The organism is Streptomyces sp. NPDC037273, assembly GCF_055603625.1.
The window spans coordinates 270,407-289,291 of the sequence record NZ_JBVJVO010000001.1 but is presented as its reverse complement, the minus strand read 5'-3'; the positions used below and the strand labels follow the sequence as shown (position 1 = coordinate 289,291).

Below are 18,885 nucleotides of genomic sequence, written 5' to 3'. Positions count from 1 at the left end.
GTCGGATCGAGAGGGCGGATCGAGCAGGCGGACCGAACGGGCGGACGGGGCGTCAGGCCGCCGGGACCGCCCGCTGGATGGCGGTGAGGACGCGGTCGAGGGCGTCCTTGCTGTGCGGGTCGGTGAGGTTGGCCCAGAGCTTGAACATGAAGCGCTGGGTGAGGGGGCGGCTGAGGCTCCGCGTGGCGACGAGCTTCATGACGCGCGGCTGGTTCAGGGCCTGGACGACGAGACGTCCGATGGTGAAGTAGCGGCCGTAGGTGGCGCGTACGGCGTCGGGGTAGCCGTGGAGGGCCTCTTCGCGCGCGTGGGCGCCGGTCCGCCGGTACGCGCGCGTGACGGTGTCGGCGGCGAGGCGGCCCGATTCCATCGCGTAGTCGATGCCTTCGCCGCTCAGCGGGTTGATCATGCCGCCGGCGTCCCCGGTGAGGAGGAGCCCTCGGGTGTACTGGGGGCGCCGGTTGAGGCCGGCGGGCAGGGGTGCGCCGCGGAGCGGGCCGGTGGCGTGGTCGTCGTCGAAGCCGCGCTCCGGGGCGATGCGCGCGGTCCACTCCCTGAACATCCGCCGGTGGTCGACCTCGGGCTTGCGTCCGACGTGGAAGGTGCCGAGCCCGACGTTGAACGTCCCGCCGCCCACGGGGAAGACCCAGCCGTACCCGAAGGGCATGTAGGTCCGGCCGCGCACGTCCCGCGTCTCCAGGTCGAGCCAGGCCTCCAGGTGACGCCGGTCCTTGTCCTGGTCGTGCTCCGGCACGGTGTAGTAGCGGCGGACCGCCACGCCCATCGGCCGGTCCGCGCGCTGGTGCAGTCCCAGGGCGACGGCCAGCCGGCTCGACGCGCCGTCGGCCGCGACGACCAGGGGCGCCCGGTAGGTGCGGGTGCCGCCCTCGGCCTCGGCCGTCACACCGCTGACGTGCCCGGTCCTCGGGTCGATGACCGGACCGGTGACCTTGGTGCCCTCCAGGAGTCGCGCGCCGGCCGTCACCGCCGTGCGGGCGAGCAGCTCGTCGAGGTCCATCCGGCTGCGGACGAGCCCGAAGTCGGGGAAGGAGGCCACGTCCGGCCACGGCATCTCCACCGTGCGCCCCGAGCCGTGGGCGCGCAGGCCGCGCGTCCTGACCCAGCCGTCGCCGTCGATGTCCACGCCCATGCCGACGAGTTCCTTCACCGCGCGCGGGGTGAGGCCGTCCCCGCAGATCTTGTCGCGCGGGAACGTCGCCTTCTCGATCAGCAGGACATCGTGCCCCGCCAGCGCCAAGTGGTACGCGGTCGCGCACCCGGCGGGTCCCGCTCCGACGACGATGACGTCCGCCGAGTCGTGGTGGGGAGACAGATCCATGAGTTCTTCCTCTGCTGCGACCGGCGTGAACAAGGGGATGGGGCTCCCCATCCGTACCCACCGGCACCCGCTTTGATCACGCGTCACACGAGACATCCGAACGGTGGACCGACCCGTCACCCCTCCACGCCGGTGGCATGGTGCGGCGCGCCGACGGGCTTGGACTCCGGTGAGCCGCGCTGCCGCAGGTAGACGGAGAGGATCGCCATCGCCGCCACGGCCAGCAGCTCGGACTGCCAGTTCTGCAGCGACCGGTTCCAGAAGTCCGCGGAACCGACGTACGAGAGCCAGCCGACGGGTGCCTGGAGCTGGCGAAGGCGCAGGTCGTTGTAGGCGGCGACGCCGGAGATCGACTGGGCCAGCCAGGACATCAGGAAGAAGACGGCCATGACGAGGCCGAGCGAGCGGGAGTAGACGGCCTGCCGCCAGTCCTTCGTGCCGGCCCACCGGGGCGAGTCCACGCGCGCGTGGTCGCCGACGCGCTGCTCGCGCTCGCTCTCCGTACCCGCCTTGTGCAGCTCCTTGGACTCCGGGGAGCCGCGCTGGAGCAGATAGACCGTGCCGAAGACGTACAGGAAGAACTGCAGGAACTCGGACTGCCAGTTCTCGGTGACGTCGACGGCGAAGTCCGAGGACGTCAGGTAATCCCCGAGCCCGATCTGCTGGAGTCCTTCGACGGCGAGCTGTTCGTTGAACTCCGCGCGCCCCGCGACGGCCTGGGCGGCGAGGACGACCAGGAACGCCGCTCCGAAACCGAGGGTCAGGCTGTTCGACCGCCAGAAACCCGGCTTCCCCGTCCGGTCGGCCGTCACCGGTGCATCATTCCGATCACGGTGAAGTAGGCGAGACCGCCCACGACGGTCAGCACGCACGCCACGAACAAGGACCTCACCTCATGCCCCCTTCAGGGCGCAGCGGTACGGCTCGTCGCCCGGTTCGGGCACACAGCCGGCGGCGGTGATCCGCCAGCCCTCGTCGAACTGCGACAGGAAGAGGATCTCGCCCCGCAGCCGGAGCAAGGCCTGCCGGCCGTACACGTCCACGCTCCGCACACCGCCGCCCCGTGGCAGGCCCTGCGACGGCAGCGCCTCCTCGCAGGGCTTCCCCTCGTCCTCCACGAGCTGCTCGCGGCTTCCGGGAGCGAGGAGCGCGCACGCCGCCCGGAACTCGCCGGCGGAGAGGGCCTCCTCGAAGGCCCGGCCCGCCGTGGTCGCGCCGTCCTCGCGCGCCCGCGGCGCGCCGCACCCCGACAGGACCAGCACGGCCGTCATCGCTCCGAGGAGCAGCGGAACTCTCACGCCTCCACCCTGCCTTCCCGGTCCCGCCGCACCACGGCCCGCGAGGCCGCCCTGCCGCGCCGTCCACCCGTTCGGGTCACCGCGCGTGACGACGTGCGTGGGCCGCCGGGCCACGAGACCATGGGGCAGAGAAGAGGTGTCGCCATGAGTGACCGCGAGATCTGGACCCACCACCCGAGCAGCGGATACGAGCAGGGACTCGACCTCATCGGCTACGACGTCGAAGCCACGGACGGCTCCATCGGAAAGATCGACAAGCACTCCGCCGACGTCGGCTCCTCCTATCTCGTCGTCGACACCGGCCCCTGGATCTTCGGCCGTCGCGTGCTCCTGCCCGCCGGCACGATCACCCGCGTCGACACCGCCGAGCACAAGGTCTACGTCGGCCGCACCAAGGACCACATCAAGGACGCCCCCGAGTTCGACGAGGCCAAGTACGCCGGCGAACCCAGCTACCTCGAACAGTTCGCCCGCTACTACGGCCAGCCCCACATGTGACGCACCGCCCGGTCGTCTACCCCAGCCGCTCCACCTCGCGGGCGGCCCGCGCCGCGACCCCCCGGGCCTCCCGCAGCGCCCGCTCGGCCGCCGTGACCTCCGCGGCGGCCCCCGCCTCGTCCGCCGCCGCGTCACGGACGACACGCCTGGCCTCCCGCAGCTCCTGCTCCAGTCGCCGCACCCGCTCCGTGGCCTCCCCGGCCCGCCCGGCCGCCTCCCGCCGCGCGTCCCGCGCCTCCTGAAGCTCCCGCTCCCGCAGCCCGACCCCGGCAGTCGCCTCCTCGGCCGCCTCCTGTGCCGCCTTCCGGGCCTGTACGAGCTCCCGCGCGCGCTCCGAGGCCGCACGGTCGGGCTCCTCCGAGGCACCGGCCTTCCTTGACGCGCGGGCCTTCCCGGACGCACCGGACCTCCCGGGCGCGCCGGACCTCCCGGGCGCGCCGGCTTTCCCGGACGCGCGGGCCTTCCCGGACGCACCGGCCTTCTCGGGCCCAGCAGCCGTCCTCCGGGTGCCGGCCGCCACCGCCTCCGGCGCGACGGCCGGGAAGCCGACGGCTGCGGCGGGCGCTTTCACGAGGCGGCCGCTGGACCACTGTTCGGCGACGTCGGGGTCGGCGAGCACCGCGTGGAGGGTCTGATCGATCTCGTGGGCCGCGGTGGGGCCGACCGGCTGGCCGGCGTCTCGGGCCAGGTCGGTGGCCAGCCGGGCGAGGGCGGCGACGAGCTGGTGCTGCCGGCGGGTCGCCGCGCGCAGCCGGTCGGCGTCGAGGGTGCGGTGGGCCTCCCTGAGGGTCGCCCCCAGGGTGAGGAACTCCCGGGCTTCCTCCGGCCGTTGCCGGGCCAGCAGGTTCGCCGCCCAGGCCGCGAGGGTGGGGCGGCGGAGGGCCGCGACGGCCTTCGCGGCGGCGGTGTCCTTCGCCTGGCGGGCCTGGGCGACGTACCGGTCGCGGGCCGGTACGAAGTCGGCGGGCTTGAGGGCGTACAGCTCGTCGGTGACCTGGTCGACATCCACGCCGCCCACTGTGGTCGTACCGGGGCGGGGGACACGGCCCGGGCGGCCCGGCGTGCGCCGGATGACGCGCCGCGATCACCCGCGCGGGGCGCTGTTCCGGAACAGGGGGTGCCGCTCCGGCGTGGGGACGGACCCGACCGGCGCGTCGCGTCCGACGGCCCCGACCGGCGAACTTTTTTGCCGTCTTCGCAAAGTTCCTGGCTCCGTGGATCACCCTGGGCCGAGCCTGGGCGGTGTCGGCGCCGGCATCGGCGTCCGGTCCTGTCGAAGGGGGAACTCCCGTGCTCACGACGTCCACAGCCACTCCACCGGGCCCGCTGACCGCGCGCGGACGCTGGACCGTGCTTGCGGTCTGCGCGCTGAGCATGTTCCTGGTGGGGGTGGACACGACGATCGTCAATGTGGGGCTGCCCGAGATCGGGCGGGGGCTCGGCGTGGGGACGCGGGGCCTCGAATGGGTCGTCGACTCTTACACCGTGGTGATGGCCTCGCTGCTCATCGTCTCGGGGGCGCTGGCGGACCGGTTCGGGCGGCGGCGGGTCTTCCAGTGCGGGCTGGTGGTCTTCGGCCTGGCGTCGCTGGCGTGCGCGCTCGCGCCGTCGCTCGGGGTGCTGGTCGCCGCCAGGGCCGTACAGGGGGTCGGGGCGTCGATGCTGAGTCCGGTCGCGTTGGCGATCGTGGTGAACGCGATGCCGGACGCGCGGGAGCGGGCGCGGGCCATCGGGGTGTGGGCGTCGGTGTTCGGGCTGAGCATGGCGGCGGGGCCGGTCACGGGCGGGGCGCTGATCGCGGCGTTCGGGTGGCGTTCGGTGTTCTGGTTCAACGTGCCGGTGGTGGTGCTGGCCCTCGCGCTGATCGTGGTGTTCGTGCCGGAGTCGCGGGGTGAGCGCGCCCGGCGGCTCGACCTTCCCGGCCAGGTGCTGCTGACCGTGGTCCTCGGCCTGTCGGTCGCGCTGCTGATCGAGGGGCCCCGGCTCGGCTGGACGTCGCCGGTGGCTCTCGGCGGTTACGTGGTGACGGCGGCGGCCATGGCCGGCTTCGTACGGGTGGAACTGCGGCGGGAGGAGCCGCTGATGGACCTGGGCCTGTTCCGGCGGCCGTCGTTCGCCTCGGCGGTGGTCGGGGCTACGGCGGTGTTCGTCGCGCTGAACACCACGCTGCTGCTCAACACGCTCTATCTCCAGCACACGCGCGGTCTGTCACCGCTCGCGGCCGGCGCGGCGACCCTGCCCATGGCGCTGGGCGCCACGCTGTGCGCGCCCTGGTCCGGGAGTCTGGTGGGGCGCCTGGGCCCCCCCCCCCCGCTGCTCCTCGCGGGCGGGTTCACCGCCCTGGGCGGTCTGTGTCTGGTGGGCCTCGACGAGGACACCGGCATGCCGCTGATCCTGGTGGCGCTCCTGGCCATCGGCATCGGTTTCGGCTTCGCCAACGCCCCCTTGACGAACACGGCGGTCAGCGGCCTGCCGTCGTCCCAGGCCGGCGTGGCGGGCGCGATCACCTCGACCTCCCGCCAGGTCGGCGCCGCCGTCGGCATCGCCGTCGCCGGCGGCCTCCTCGCCGGCACCGCCCCCGCCGATCTGGCGGCCGCGACCCGTCCGGGCTGGTTCCTCGTGACGGCCTGCGGCCTCTTCCTCCTGGTCCCGGCGCGCGCGGCGGGATCCAAGTCCGCGGCGAGGAAGGGCGGGTGACGGCGGTCCTCACGCCGGGGCCGGCGGGACGCCCGCGACGCCGGGGTCACGCCCCCGCGGCCTCCCCCGCTTCCCTGCCGATCCGGTCGAACTGGGCGCCCATGGCCTCGGCGAGGGCGTGGGCCGCGGAGAGGGGGCGGACCATGACGGTGAGGTCGTCGATCTTTCCGTCCTGGTCGAAGTGGAGGAAGTCGCAGCCCTGGATGCGCTTGCCGCCGACGGTGGCCGAGAAGACGAGGGCGTGGCCGGGGCCGTCGGGGTCGGCGAACTCGCGTTCGTAGGTGAAGTCCTCGAGGACGCGCATCACGGCGCGCAGGATGGCGGCGGTGACGGGCCTGCCGGAGTAGGGCTTGAAGGCGACGGGGCTGGTGAAGACGACGTCGTCGGCGAGGAGCGCCTCGATCGCGGCCGGGTCGCGGTTCTCCACGGCTTCACGGAAGGGGTGCACGGGACCACCTGTTCATCTAGTCAATTTTTTGAATAGGTGCATCGGAGGTTACGGTGCGGACCGACGGGTGTCCACGGCTCCAGGAGAGAGGCGCTGCCCATGACCGCCACACCGGTTCGCTTCGCACGGTACGTGGCCCTCGGCGACAGCCAGACCGAAGGGCTCGGCGACGGCGACGACGCCACGGGGCTGCGCGGCTGGGCCGACCGGCTCGCCGAGCAGCTGGCCCGGGAGAACCCGGACCTGCGCTATGCCAACCTCGCCGTCCGGGGGCGCGTCGCGGGCGAGGTCCGCGCCGGACAGCTCGCGCCCGCGCTCGCGCTGCGGCCCGATCTGGCGACCGTGGTGGCGGGGGTCAACGACCTGCTGCGGCCCCGGTTCGACGCGGACGAGGTCGCGGGCCACCTGGAGGCGATGTTCGCCGCGCTGACCGCCGGAGGGGCGCGCGTCGCCACGCTCACCTTCCCGGACGTCACCCGCGTCATCCCGGCGGCCAGGCCCGTACGCCACCGCGTCACCGCCCTCAACGAGCGCATCCGCGCCGCCGCCGGCCGGCACGGCGTGGTGGTCGCGGAGACCGCGCACCACGAGGTCGTCAGCGACCTGCGGCTGTGGAGCCGGGACCGTCTGCACTCCGCCCCGCTCGGCCACGAACGCATCGCCGCCGCCGTCGCCCACGCCCTCGGGCTCCCCGGCAGCGACGACTCGTGGACACGTCCGCTGCCCACTCCCCCGGACCGCGCCTCCGGCGGCCTCGCGGGCGAACTGCGCTGGGCCTCCGAGTTCCTGGGCCCGTGGCTGGGGCGCCGGCTGCGCGGTCGCTCCTCCGGAGACGACCGGACCGCCAAGCGCCCCGAGCTCACTCCGATGGAGCGTCAGCCGAGCCCCCGCCCGGATGTCATCATGTGATCTTCGGAGGGGATGCGGGGATACCGAGGGGGCCGGGTGTGGCAGGCGTGAGTCGTGTGGCGCTCTTGATCGGCGTACGGGACAACCCCGGCGTCGCCCACCACCTCCCCCCGCTCGGCGCCACGGTCGACGCCGACCTGGCCGCGCTGGACACGGCGCTGCGCGGCAGCGGCTACGTCGTCGAGACCCTGCGCGACCCGACCCGCAACGAGATCACCGAGCGGATCACCGCCCTCGCGGCGGGCGCCGCTCCCGGCAGCACCCTGCTGCTCCACTTCACCGGGCACGGCGTACGCGTCGGGGACACCGACTACCTGGTGCCGGCCGACGCCCGCGCCACCCCCAACCCGGACGGCCAAAGCCCCACCCGCGGCAGCTGGGACCAGCCCCACGTCCGCGAGTCCCTCCTCGACGCCGACATCAGCCGCTATCTCAACGACTGCGCGGCCGACACCGTCCTGTGGCTCGTCGACGCCTGCCGATCGCCCGAGGACGGCGGGGACACGGCGTTCGGCAGCCGCATCCTCGCGGGGCCTCCCCGCTCCGGCTACGCCGTCATGACCGGGTGCGGGCCCGGCGAGCGCGGAGGCTGCACGGAAGCGGGGAGTTTCTTCTCGCTCGCCCTCGCGCGGGCCTTCGACCCGCTGACCGAGGCCACGACGGTCAGCCAGGTCTACGAGGTGGCCCGGCGTGAGACCCGGGACCTGGCACGACGGGCGCGGGCCGGGTCTCAGCAGGTGCGGATCCACTACGGGTCCGACCGCGAGGACGAAACCAAGGCGCGGGAGGTCGCCGAGGGCAGGCGCCTGCTTGAGGCGTGGCAGGAGGCCGTGCGAATACAGGCGCTCTGGGACCACGTGCCGGCCGCCGACGACGAGGCCCGTGGGGGCTTCCAGGACGCGCTGGCCCGCCTGGCCGCCGACGTGGCCCGGCAGGTGCACCACGCCCAGCGGCGGCTGCGCGATCCGTGGGCGGACGACGAGTTCCCCGTACGGCTGTTGCGCGATGTGCTGCCGACGCTGCTTCCCAAGGACGCCGAGTTGTCGGCGCTTGAGGTGACGGCGCTGATCGCCGGGGTGCTGCTGCACGAGGCGGCGTGGGCGGACCGGCTGAGCCAGGCCCACGAGGTCCGGCCGCGGTCGGTGCGCCGCAGGACCGACGCCGACGACCAGCGGCGGCACTTCGAGCAGATCACCGAGCAGCATCCGCAGATCACCGACAAGCTCACGGGCTGGTACTGGTGGGACTCCGACCCCTCGGACGACCGGAACGCCGTGGCGCTCTGGCTGACCCACCGGTGGATCGCCGAACGGTTCGCCACGGACGAGGAGGCCGTGCCCGAGGTGTGGTGCGCCGCGTTCGTGACCCGCCTCCTTGAGGGGAGCACGGTCGGCGAGGGCACGGCCGCGACCAGCCGGGCCGCTCAACTCTCGGGCGCCTTGCGGACGGTGGCCGCGGGCCTCGCGCTCGGGGAGCCGCCGGAGGGCCGACGGCACACGCTGCCCGACCGTCACGTCGTACGCAAGACGCCGCAGCGCCTGCGCACGCGCCCGCTGGCCGCGCTGCTCCGACTGGCGGGACTGCTGTCCTTCGACGCCCGCCGGATGCCCGAGGTGATCGCCGAGCACCTCAGGGTCTCCGACCCGGTGGTGCCGGACGAGGTCATCACGGTGCTGCGGGACGCCGTGTGGGATCTGGACCGGACCGGGGAGGCGCCCGGGTACCTCCACCTGGACGCCGTGTGTCCGCATCCGGCGATCCACGCCGCGCTCACCTCGACCGTCGAGGACGCCGACGAACTCGTCCACGTGCTCGCCGAGTCGGTCAAACGGCTCCCCCCTGACGAGGGCGCCCTGCTCAGCGGCCTGCCGACCCGCCTCACCGTCCACCGGCTCCGGCCCGCCGAACAGCACGGCCTCGACGCCTACGACGTACCCCTGACGCGCTTCTCCCTCGCGCAGACGGAGATCCGGCGCCTGCTCATGGGCGAGGAGCTGTACGACGGCAAGCCGGCACTCGCCCTGCGCGAGCTGTACCAGAACGCCCTGGACGCCTGCCGCTACCGCGAGATGCGCGTCCGCTACCTGCAGAGCTGCGGCAAAGCGCCCCGACCCTGGGCGGGCGGCATCAGCATCAGAACGGGCCGTGACGAACGCGGCCGCTACGTGGAGTGCCTGGACAACGGCGTCGGCATGACCGAAGGCCAGCTCAGGTCCACCTTCACCCAGGCGGGCCGCCGGTTCGACCAGTCCCAGGCCTTCCGCCGCGAGCAGGCCGCCTGGCTGCGCCAGGACCGGTCCCTGCGCCTCTACCCCAACAGCCGTTTCGGCATCGGCGTGTTCAGCTACTTCATGCTGGCCGACGAGATGGTCATCGTCACCCGCCCGGTCGGCCCCGACGGCAAGGCCGCCGACAAGGCCCTGCGCGTGGAGATCCCCGTCAGCGGCAGCCTGTTCCGGGTCCGGGAGGTCGACGAGCGCGGCGCCACGGACCTCCCGGACGGCGGTACGCGCGTGCGTCTCTACCTCCGCCACGACCGCCACATGACCCACGCCTCCTGTCTCTCCGCCCTCCGTTCCCACGTCCTGGTCAGCGAGTTCGACCTGGAGGTACGGGACGAGGAGGGCCGGGGCGCGGCCTGGCCCGCCGGTGTCCTGCAGCCGGGCGAGGGCTCGTTCGCGGTGGCGGCGGAATCGGCCGTCGAGGCGGTGCCCGGCACCCTGTGGTGGGTGCAGGGCAAGGGGGCGATCGTCTGCGACGGCATCGTGACCGACGAGGGCACGGTCGGCTACGTCCTCAACCTGTCGGGCGAGTACCGGGGCAAGCTCAGCGTCAACCGCAACAAGCTGGAGGAGTACGACGCCCGGTGGGCGTTCGAGCAGATCCGCCGGGGCGCCCCGGCCCTGGCCGAGTGGCCCGGACTGACCCTCGAATGGCTGTGGACCATGGAGCTGCGCGCCCCCAGCATCGCCCGGACCCTGTGGGAGGAGTGGCGCGGCCGGGGTGTCCGGATCGACGCCGGGCACGGCCGGACGGTCGACCTCGACGAGGTCGGCTGGTTCAGGCTGGACACGGCCGTGGGCGGACGGGCCAACGCCGTGGGTGAGGTGAGCGACCTCCACCGCGCCGTCCTGCCCTGGCGGAGCGCCGCCCTCGGTCGCCCTCTCCGGGCACAGCTCGAACCGGCGCCCGCCTCCCTCGAAGGCCATCCGGTGCCGCGGCCCGGCTGGTCGGACATCGCCGACCACGTCCAGGGCGACTGGCGCAACGCCGTCAAGGTCGCCCACAGCCAGCAGGCCGAGGTCGCGGAGGTGCTCCGCGCGGCCCGAGCCCTGCGGGTCACACATCCGTCGCTCGCCGCCCCGCCGGTCTTCGGCACCGGTGACCTGGACTGGACGCCGTCCTACACCGACCTGCGCGTCATCAACGGGCTTCAGGGTCCGGAGCGGGATCCCTACGGCAACATCACCGTCACCGTCGGGAGCGCAACGCGCACGGCTCGCGGGTCCGCCGACGACGCCACGATCTACTACCGGCACCCGGTGGGGGACCTCTCGGGCATCGTCCGCGCCTCCGCCAAGCACCACTCGGAGCTCGGGGAACTGGCGGAGGCGTGCGCCAAGTACGCGCCGTTCCTCGCCACGCCGGTCCCCACCGTGCCCGAGCACCATCGCGACCACGTGGTCACCCAGGACGAGCTGTCCCTGCTCTACGTCCGGGTGGCCAAGCACAACTGGCGGCCGACCCTCACCCCGTGGGACCTCCGGGCGGCGGTGCTCGACACCGGACGTTCCTCGGAGGAGGCACTGCGCACGGTCACGGCCTTCGACTGGCTGCGGCCCGTCCCCGATCCGGAGGCCGTGGCCAGCTGGGCGTCGGTGCCGTACGAACTCTTCCACCTCCTGCGGCACTACGTCCTCGACGCCGGCGACGGTCGCGCGGCGCTCCCGTGGGCCGCCACCCTCGATCTGTCCGCGGAGTGGGACATCCCCCTGCACAAGGCGGAGCGCATCCTCGCCGCCCAGGCACAGGCACTCGGCCTCGCCCACCGGCGGCGCTACACGAAGGGATCGGCGGGGCGGTCGGTCACGGCGTCGCCCGACACCGGGCAGCTCGTGCGCTGGCTGCACGACGAGGGCATCCCCCTCGAGGGTGGCGTGTCCCTCCCGGACCTCGCCTTCGTCCGGCCGCACACGAGCACCTGGGGGGACTACTCCTGGACCGTCGACGAGCTGCGTGCCGCCGGCGTGTCCGTGCCCGACGCCGGGCCCCTGATGCGGGCTTGGAGCGAGCTCCCGACGCCCAGCAAGTACGCCTTCTCCGGCGCCGATCCCTCTTGGGACGCGGCCGACTACCCGGCCGCCGCCACCCCGGCCGTCCTGTTCACCGCGAGCGAGCAGCTGCGCGAGAAGCTCTCCTATCTGTGGAAGACGGCGAACCGCGAGGCGGAGCGCCTGGAGCTCGGACCGGAACTGACGGCGGCGGAACTCCCCAAGGAGCTCAGGAAGTTCCGTCCGTCGTGGAAGGAGACCAGCGCGCTCGTCACGTACGGCTTCGACGAGGACCGCGAGTGGTGCGAGACCCCCACCTGGACCCCGCTCACCCCCAGGAACCTGCTCGCCTACGCCCGTCAGCGCGAGGTCGCCGTACGGGAGGCCTACGAGACCCTCGCACCCCTGCGAGCGATCGGCGCCCTCGTCCCCGCCCTGGACGACGAGACGCTGGCCGCCCTGCCCTCCGGCGTGCCCGACCCGCGCCTCATCGCGACCGTCGACCCGGACCACCGCGTCTCCCCCGCCGGCGCCCCGCTGGTGCCGCTCGACCTCGTGAGCGTCGCCGGCCGGCTCGGGGAGCCGGTCAGCGAGACGTGGGAGCGCGTCAGGCCGTGCCTCGTCCTCGAAGGAGGAGTGCCACCGATCACCGGTGTGCCCTCCGTCGTCCCCCGCTGGCAGGATCTGGCGATCCTCTCCGAGCGCCTCGACGGGATGCTGCCCGCGCTCAGCGGGCCCGTCACCCGGGAACGGGTCGCCGCGGCCGCCCGGGCGGTCGGGGAGACGCGGGCCTGGGTGCGGGAGCGGCTGCGGGTGTACGCGACGATGTTCGGGCTCGAAGTGGAGCCCGCGGAACCGCACGAGGACGAGGACGAGGACGACGTATGACGAGCACCCCCGCCCGTTCGCACGACCACGGCACGGTGTACGCGGAGGAGGATCTCGGGGAGGTCGACTCCGCGCTGTTCACGCGGCGGACCGTGCCCGGTGAGGGGATCGTCGTCGCCGGGCCGTGCCCCCGCTGTCACGGCCGGACGGAGACGCTGTTCCCGTGGGCACTGCCGGGGACCGGGACCAAGGGGGTCCTGGGGAGGCTGCTCGGCGACCGGGCGGCGGCGCGGGACACGGCGGTCGAGCCCGATCCGCTGACCGACGAGACGCACTTCTGCGAGTGCGGGCACGCGCATCCGCAGTGCCCGCCGGACACCTCGTTCCGCGGGTGCGGGGCGAGCTGGCGCGTCCGGTGAGCGCGCACGCGGACCGGCGCTGGGCCGAGCGGGCCCGTGAGCTGGAGTTCACCCGGCTGCCGGAGCTGCGCCGGCAGGCCGAGGGCTGGCGCACCGGACTGACGGGGCTGACGACGCTCCTGGCCGTGCTCGTGCTGCTGAAGGGCCGGGACAACCTGGCGGACCTTCCGGTGTGGGCGCGTACCACCGCGACCGGACTTCTGGTGTCCGCGTTCGTGCTGCTGGTGGTGGGTTCGCTGCTCGCGGTGCGGGCCGCGCACGGGGTGCCGGGGCACAGGATTCTGCTCGGCGGCCAGGCGCTGCGCCGCTGGACCGAGGACGAGGTGGCGCGGGTGACCCGGGCGCTGGCCCGCGCCGCCGTGTGCTGCGTCCTGGGCGTGGTCCTGGTGGTCGGGGCGGTGCTCCTCGCCTGGTTCACGACGGGCGGTGCCCCGGCGACCCTGGTCCAGTTGCGGACCGGGAGTGGCGGCGGTGCCTGTGGAGAGCTGGTCGACGCCGACGGCCGGCGGGTGTCCGTCCGCACGGCCGACGGCGGTGTGGTGTCCGTGCCGCAGGCCGAGGTCGTGAGCCTGCGTCCGACCCGGGCCTGCGGCACGGCCCCGTGACCGCGCACGGAGGAAGGGGGTCCGTCAGCGGACGCCCTCCCAGAGGAGCCGTTCCCCGGGGCGCGGGTCGGGGACGGCGGTGGGGTCGGTGGTGAAGGTCATGGTCGTTCGGGTGGTCGTGTCGTAGGCGGGCCAGCCGGGGTCGCCCGTCGTGGCGAAGGCGGTCCAGGCGCCGTGCATGGCGTCCGCGAGGGCCTGGGGCGGGTGCTCGCCGAGGAGGGGCGCGTACGAGGGGTCGTGGAGGCGGTCGAAGACGAAGGGCAGTTCGAGGGCGTGGCAGGCGCCGAGGTCGCCGTCGAACCGGGGTGAGCGCCAGGCGAATTCGTAGAGGTGGGAGCCGGGTACGGCCTCGGCGAGGCGGATGGCGGGGATGCGGTAGAACCAGTCGGTGGCGACCGCGTCGAGGAGTTCGCCCGGTGTGGCGCCGGGGCGGGCGTCGCGGTAGACGGGGAGGGCTTCGGCGGGGTCGAGGCCGTAGGCCGCGGTCATGGCGTGGAGCGAGGACTCCGGGAAGACGTGGAGGCGCCGCGTCGGGACGAGGAAGAGGCGGTACTCCTCGCGGTTGCTGCCGATGAGGAGGTCGACGCCGAGGTCGGGGCCGGGAAGGGCGAGCTCCGCTAGCACGGGTTCGAAGGGCATGATGTTGAGGACGGCCTCGCCCCATCGCGCCGGGTCCGGGTCGGTGGTGATCTCGGTACGCAGCTCCGCCTGCGCGGCGAGGAGTTCGGGGAGCGGGACCTCGTCGAAGGCCTTGGGGGTGGCTTCGATGCCGAGTTTCTCCGCCAGGTGGGCCGTGATGAGCCGGGCCGACGACGGGCGCAGGAAGTGGTGGCAGGCCCCGCTCTGCAGGATGGCCCGCCGGAAGAGGCCGCGGGCCGCTTCGGTGGTGAGGAGTGCGCCGATGCTCATCGCGCCGGCCGACTCGCCGAAGACCGTGACGCGGTCGGGGTCGCCGCCGAAGAAGGCGATGTTGTCCCGTACCCAGCGGAGTGCGGCGATCTGGTCGAGGAGGCCCCGGTTGTCGGGGCGGTCGGGCAGCCGGAGGAAACCGTCGGAGCCCAGGCGGTAGTTGAGCGTGACGCAGACGACGCCGTCGCGGGCGAAGGCGCTTCCGTCGTAGCCGGACGCCGATCCCGAGCCGTTGGTGAACGCCCCGCCGTGCAGCCAGACCATCACGGGCAGGCGGGCGCCCGGGTCCGGCGCGGGGGTGCGGATGTCGAGGTTGAGGCAGTCCTCGCCCGGGATGTCGTTCTCCGGGATGAGGGTGTCGAAGGGCGGGGCGTAGGGGGCGTGCGGGGCGGTCGGCCCGTGGGCCGTGGCGTCGCGGACGCCCGTCCACTGCTGGGGCGGGGCGGGTTCGCGGAACCGCAGGGCGCCGAAGGGCGGGGCGGCGTACGGGATGCCGAGGAACGAGGTGACCCCGTCGGGGGAGGTCCGGCCGCGGACCTCCCCCTGCCGGGTACGGCACACGGTCATGCGGACAGGACCTCGATCAGCGCCTTGCCGAACTCCTCGGGCCGTTCGAGGTGGACGGAGTGCCCGGCGTCGGGCACGGCCACCTCCCTCACGGCTCCGCCGGCCGCCGCGTACCGGTCGAGGACGTGCCGGGTCTGCGCGACCATCGGCTGGGCGGGGGTGCCGTCCCAGCCCGGGACGGCACCGATCGCGCCGAGGTGGGCGAGGTCGAACATCGAGGTGTCGGAGACGATGACGTCGTCCTCGCCGCGGATCCACAGGACCGGCGGCTTCGGTTCGACGAGGTCGAGGTCGTCGGCGCGGAAGTGGATCGGTGCGAGGCAGTTGAGCACGCCCCGGGTGCCGGGCGCGATGCCGGGCCAGGCGGTGGACGTGGTGCTGTCGCCCGGGTAGTGGTCGTCGCCGAGGCGGGTGGTGAGCATGGACTCGACGTACGCGTCCTCCTGCTCGAAGCGCACCGGCGGCTTGACGTAGCAGGCCGCGAGGACGGCGCGCGGCGAGAGCGGGGAGTCCTCGCCCCGGTCGCCCTCGCCGAGCAGCCGGACGAAGTCCGGGTTGGCGGTGCCGCCGCCCGATCCGGCGCCGTCCTCGGAGTTGAGGGTGCCCTCGACGCCGTGGGTGCCGCCGAAGCCGTACGGGGAGACCGGGTTGACCAGGGTGAGGGAGCGTACCGCCGCCGGGTTGTCCCGCAGGAACTGCATGACCACGCCGCCGCCCATCGACCAGCCGACCAGGTGGGCCCGGTCGATGCCGAGGGCCGTGAGCAGCTCGGCGAGGTCGTCGGCGTAGTCCCGCAGGCCGCGGGTGGCGTCGACGGGCAGCGGGTCGGTGCCGCCGAAGCCGCGGAGGTCGACGGCGATGCCTCGGTACGCCTCCGGCAGCGCGTCCATGGTGGTGTGCCAGAACGGGGAGGAGGAGACGTTTCCGTGGACGAAGACGACCGGTTCGCCCTCGGGGCGGGTCTCGGTGATCTGCTGGGTCAGTCGTCCGGTGGCGACGCGGCGGGTGGAGAACGTGGTCATGTGCGGGTCCTTGTCGCGGTGTCGTCAGGAGAGCCAGGTGGCGACCTGGGCGGCCGCGGTGCTGTGCCAGCCCAGTTCGAGGTGGTTGGCGGAGGCGACAGTGGCCTTGCCGCCGACGGTGGGGATGCCGGTGGTGTCGAGGGCGCTCGAGGTGAAGACGACGCCGTCGCTGGGGCCGCGGTTCTCGTTGAAGATGCCGACGATGTCGGCGGATCCGCCGGCGAGCAGGTAGGTGGTGACGGAGGCGGGTACGCCGGCGCTGTGCAGCGGGGCGATCAGCGATCCGGCGTCGATGGCGGCCTGGATGCCGCTGCCCGCGGTGTAGAAGCCCTGGCCGCCGTAGTAGGTCGTGTACCAGTCCTGGGCGGCGCCGTCGACTCCGTACACGCCGTCCCAGCGGGCCAGCATCTGGCGCTGCCCGGGGTAGTTGTCGTAGCCGCCGGACGGGGTCATGGAGAACTCGGGGCGTGCGGTGTAGGTGCCGTAGCAGGTCATGTGGGAGTGCGGGGAGGGCGCGTTGACCTGGCCGCCGCAGGCGGGCCAGATGGAGAAGTCGTGGGCCCAGCCGTGGGCGTAGGGGTAGTCGTAGCCGCCGTTCGGGCCGCCGATGGTGATCAGCCGGCGGACGTCACCGGCGTAGGCGCGGCCCCAGCCGGGCTTGACGGACGACACGTACGCGCGGGTCGACATCTCGCCCTTGCTCCAGCCGACCAGGTCGACCTTGGTGACGCCCAGCTTGGCCTTGATGGCGGCGATCGCGTCGCCGACGATCTGGGCCTGCATCAGGTTGTCGCCCTGCTTGTGGGCGAAGCCGACGGCGAAGACGCGGTGGCCTCGCTGGGAGAGGTACTGCATGAGGCCGGTGGACGGGCAGGTGGCGGCGCCGCAGCCATAGCCGCCGGATTCGCCGGGGTTGGCCCAGGCTCGGTCCGCGGTGTCGTTGGCGCCGTGGACGAGGAGGACGGGGGTGGTGGCGGTGCCGGTGTTCCAGCCGGGCGCCGAGTAGAGCAGGAACCGGCCCGATGAGGGCCGCGAGACCCCGCCGAAGTACGTGACCCGCTTGCCGTCCTGGTCCCCGCGTCCGTCCGGCGGGAAGCCCTCCGTACGGAAGCCTGTGGTCGTGTCGAGGTAGCGCTCGACACGCTCCCAGCCGTTGGTGACGGTCCCGGCCCCGTAGGTCGCCTCAAGGGTGAGGTACGAGGGTGTGGTGGCGGCCGTCGCCCCGCTCGCCGCGGCTGGTGGCGCCACCACGGCGGCCGCGACGACCCCCACCACGGCCATCACCCGGGCCGCCCGCAGCCGCCACCGGCGTCCAGGACTCGTTCTGTCGGCCATGTTCCGGCCTCTCCCTCTCATGCGCTCTCGGCGCGTCCGCCCGATGGCCGTCCCGGCACCGGGTCCGCACACGGTAGGCGGACCCGCCCACACGCGGCATATGGGTGAGCCACACAAACCGAGCCCTGCGAGTGGTCGCAGCCCGCCATAGCGCCTCCACGCACCCCGAGGCCCCGAACTATGGTGTCCCACCACATACGCCGGTGACCTGCGCGTTCCTACGGTGTGGCGACACACAAACGTCCCCGCGACCCGCTCGGAAGTGGTGCTCATGGCCGCCGCAACAACCGCTCCCACACCGCCCGGTTCCCTCAAGCGCATCGTCGCCGCGAGCCTCATCGGCACGACCATCGAGTGGTACGACTTCTTCCTGTACGGGTCGGCCGCCGCGCTGGTGTTCAACAAGCTGTTCTTCCCCGAGTCCGATCCGCTGGTCGGAACCCTCCTCTCCTTCCTGACCTACGCCGTCGGCTTCGCCGCCCGCCCGCTCGGCGCCCTCGTCTTCGGCCACTACGGCGACCGCCTCGGGCGCAAGAAGCTCCTGGTGCTCAGCCTGCTCCTGATGGGCGGGGCGACCTTCGCCATCGGACTCCTGCCGACCCACGCGACCGTCGGCTCCGCCGCCCCGGTGCTGCTCACCGTGCTGCGGCTGGTGCAGGGCTTCGCGCTCGGCGGCGAGTGGGGCGGTGCCGTCCTCCTCGTGTCCGAGCACGGGGACGCCAAGCGGCGCGGCTTCTGGGCCTCCTGGCCGCAGACCGGCGCGCCGGCCGGGCAGTTGCTCGCGACCGGTGTGCTCTCCGCACTGACCGCGCTGCTCTCGGACGCCGCCTTCGCCTCCTGGGGCTGGCGCGTGCCCTTCCTGCTCTCCGGCGTCCTGGTGATCGTCGGTCTGTGGATCCGGCTCTCGGTCGACGAGTCCCCCGTGTTCAAGGCGGCGCTTGCCGCCGCCGAGGAGCGCAAGTCGTCGGCCGCGCAGGCCGAGAAGATGCCGCTGGTCGCGGTGCTCAGGCACCACTGGCGTGACGTCCTCATCGCGATGGGCGCGCGGATGGCGGAGAACATCTCGTACTACGTGATCACCGCGTTCATCCTGGTGTACGCGACCACCCAGGTCGGTCTGACCAAGCAGACCGCGCTCAACGCCGTCCTCATCGCCTCCGCCGTCCACTTCGCCGTGATCCCCGCGTGGGGCGCGCTCTCGGACCGGATCGGCCGCCGGCCGGTCTATCTGATCGGCGCGGTCGGCGTCGGCGCCTGGATGTTCCCGTTCTTCCTCCTCATCGACCGGGGCAGCTTCGGCTCGCTGCTGCTCGCCGTCACGGTCGGCCTGGTCCTGCACGGGGCGATGTACGCGCCGCAGGCCGCCTTCTTCTCGGAGATGTTCGCGACCCGGATGCGCTACTCCGGTGCCTCCATCGGCGCCCAGTTCTCCTCGGTGGCCGCCGGCGCGCCCGCCCCGCTCATCGCGACCGCGCTGCTCGCCGACTACGACAGCTCGACCCCGATCGCCCTGTACGTGATCGCCGCGGCGCTGCTCACGGTCGTGGCCATCGCCTGCGCTCGCGAGACCCGGGACCGTGACCTCGGCGCCATCGCCGAGGACGCCGTCACCGGCTCCCGGGGGGGGGGGGGGGGGTGGGGGGGGGGCGGGGGGGCCACCGAGGGGGGTAGCCCGGACGAGGGGGAGGGGGGGTGGGCCGTGGTGTTTTTGGGTGGGGGGGGGCGATCCGGGGTTACGTG

14 protein-coding genes and 1 pseudogene are annotated in these 18,885 nt (G+C 73.4%); 7 read left to right on the top strand and 8 right to left on the bottom strand.

Annotated elements, in window-relative coordinates:
* Positions 1-52: 52 nt before the first annotated feature.
* From ACZ7G1_RS01305 to ACZ7G1_RS01295, 3 genes are all read right to left on the bottom strand, one after another.
* Positions 53-1,339 carry a geranylgeranyl reductase family protein gene (locus ACZ7G1_RS01305; RefSeq protein ID WP_470882512.1) on the bottom strand — a complete coding sequence of 429 codons (1,287 nt, stop codon included), beginning with the start codon at positions 1,337-1,339 and terminating at the stop codon, positions 53-55.
* A gap of 116 nt (positions 1,340-1,455) precedes the next feature.
* A complete protein-coding gene (locus ACZ7G1_RS01300) occupies positions 1,456-2,151 on the bottom strand; it encodes a DUF6766 family protein (RefSeq protein WP_470882510.1) in 696 nt (231 codons plus the stop codon).
* Between the two features lie 81 nt (positions 2,152-2,232).
* Positions 2,233-2,637 (bottom strand): hypothetical protein, encoded by a 405-nt coding sequence (locus tag ACZ7G1_RS01295; protein WP_470882508.1) that lies wholly within the window; start codon positions 2,635-2,637, stop codon positions 2,233-2,235.
* A gap of 144 nt (positions 2,638-2,781) precedes the next feature.
* Here ACZ7G1_RS01295 and ACZ7G1_RS01290 point away from each other — a divergent pair, with 144 nt between their 5' ends.
* Positions 2,782-3,135, top strand: coding sequence for a PRC-barrel domain-containing protein (locus tag ACZ7G1_RS01290; protein ID WP_470882506.1), 354 nt, complete (start codon positions 2,782-2,784; stop codon positions 3,133-3,135).
* Positions 3,136-3,151: 16 nt separating this feature from the next.
* On the opposite strand, the gene ACZ7G1_RS01285 is transcribed toward ACZ7G1_RS01290, so the two are convergent.
* The gene (locus ACZ7G1_RS01285) at positions 3,152-4,144 is read right to left on the bottom strand and encodes a hypothetical protein (RefSeq protein WP_470882504.1); all 993 of its coding nucleotides are present in this window, start codon (positions 4,142-4,144) and stop codon (positions 3,152-3,154) included.
* Positions 4,145-4,425: 281 nt separating this feature from the next.
* Here ACZ7G1_RS01285 and ACZ7G1_RS01280 point away from each other — a divergent pair, with 281 nt between their 5' ends.
* Positions 4,426-5,832 carry an MFS transporter gene (locus tag ACZ7G1_RS01280; RefSeq protein WP_471203918.1) on the top strand — a complete coding sequence of 469 codons (1,407 nt, stop codon included), beginning with the start codon at positions 4,426-4,428 and terminating at the stop codon, positions 5,830-5,832.
* Between the two features lie 46 nt (positions 5,833-5,878).
* Here ACZ7G1_RS01280 and ACZ7G1_RS01275 read toward each other — a convergent pair whose 3' ends face one another.
* Entirely contained in the window at positions 5,879-6,280 is a 402-nt protein-coding gene (locus ACZ7G1_RS01275; RefSeq protein WP_470882500.1) for a nuclear transport factor 2 family protein, read from the bottom strand.
* Positions 6,281-6,379: 99 nt separating this feature from the next.
* Between ACZ7G1_RS01275 and ACZ7G1_RS01270 the strand changes: the two genes are divergently transcribed.
* From ACZ7G1_RS01270 to ACZ7G1_RS01255, 4 genes are read left to right on the top strand one after another with little or no spacing between them, the layout of a single operon-like run.
* Entirely contained in the window at positions 6,380-7,189 is an 810-nt protein-coding gene (locus tag ACZ7G1_RS01270; RefSeq protein ID WP_470882499.1) for an SGNH/GDSL hydrolase family protein, read from the top strand.
* A 56-nt stretch (positions 7,190-7,245) separates the two neighbouring features.
* Positions 7,246-12,348, top strand: a complete 5,103-nt coding sequence (locus ACZ7G1_RS01265; RefSeq protein ID WP_470882498.1) for an HD domain-containing protein — start codon at positions 7,246-7,248, stop codon at positions 12,346-12,348.
* Complete coding sequence (locus ACZ7G1_RS01260) at positions 12,345-12,707, top strand: hypothetical protein (RefSeq protein WP_470882496.1); 363 nt, start codon at positions 12,345-12,347, stop codon at positions 12,705-12,707. The genes ACZ7G1_RS01265 and ACZ7G1_RS01260 overlap by 4 nt, the downstream gene beginning before the upstream one ends.
* Positions 12,704-13,312, top strand: a complete 609-nt coding sequence (locus ACZ7G1_RS01255) for a hypothetical protein (protein ID WP_470882494.1) — start codon at positions 12,704-12,706, stop codon at positions 13,310-13,312. The genes ACZ7G1_RS01260 and ACZ7G1_RS01255 overlap by 4 nt, the downstream gene beginning before the upstream one ends.
* Positions 13,313-13,336: 24 nt before the next feature.
* Here the strand turns inward: ACZ7G1_RS01255 and ACZ7G1_RS01250 are convergent, their stop codons facing one another.
* The 3 genes from ACZ7G1_RS01250 to ACZ7G1_RS01240 are packed head-to-tail and all read right to left on the bottom strand — an operon-like array spanning position 13,337 to position 17,145.
* Positions 13,337-14,788, bottom strand: a complete 1,452-nt coding sequence (locus ACZ7G1_RS01250) for a carboxylesterase/lipase family protein (protein WP_470882493.1) — start codon at positions 14,786-14,788, stop codon at positions 13,337-13,339.
* Positions 14,785-15,810: an alpha/beta fold hydrolase gene (locus tag ACZ7G1_RS01245; RefSeq protein ID WP_470882491.1), complete on the bottom strand. Its 1,026-nt coding sequence runs from the start codon at positions 15,808-15,810 to the stop codon at positions 14,785-14,787. The genes ACZ7G1_RS01250 and ACZ7G1_RS01245 overlap by 4 nt, the downstream gene beginning before the upstream one ends.
* A 24-nt stretch (positions 15,811-15,834) precedes the next feature.
* Positions 15,835-17,145 carry an esterase/lipase family protein gene (locus tag ACZ7G1_RS01240; protein WP_470882489.1) on the bottom strand — a complete coding sequence of 437 codons (1,311 nt, stop codon included), beginning with the start codon at positions 17,143-17,145 and terminating at the stop codon, positions 15,835-15,837.
* A 271-nt stretch (positions 17,146-17,416) separates the two neighbouring features.
* On the opposite strand from ACZ7G1_RS01240, the pseudogene ACZ7G1_RS01235 reads away from it, so the two are divergent.
* Positions 17,417-18,751: pseudogene (locus ACZ7G1_RS01235) on the top strand (MFS transporter); the annotation flags it as partial.
* Between the last annotated feature and the right edge of the window lie 134 nt (positions 18,752-18,885).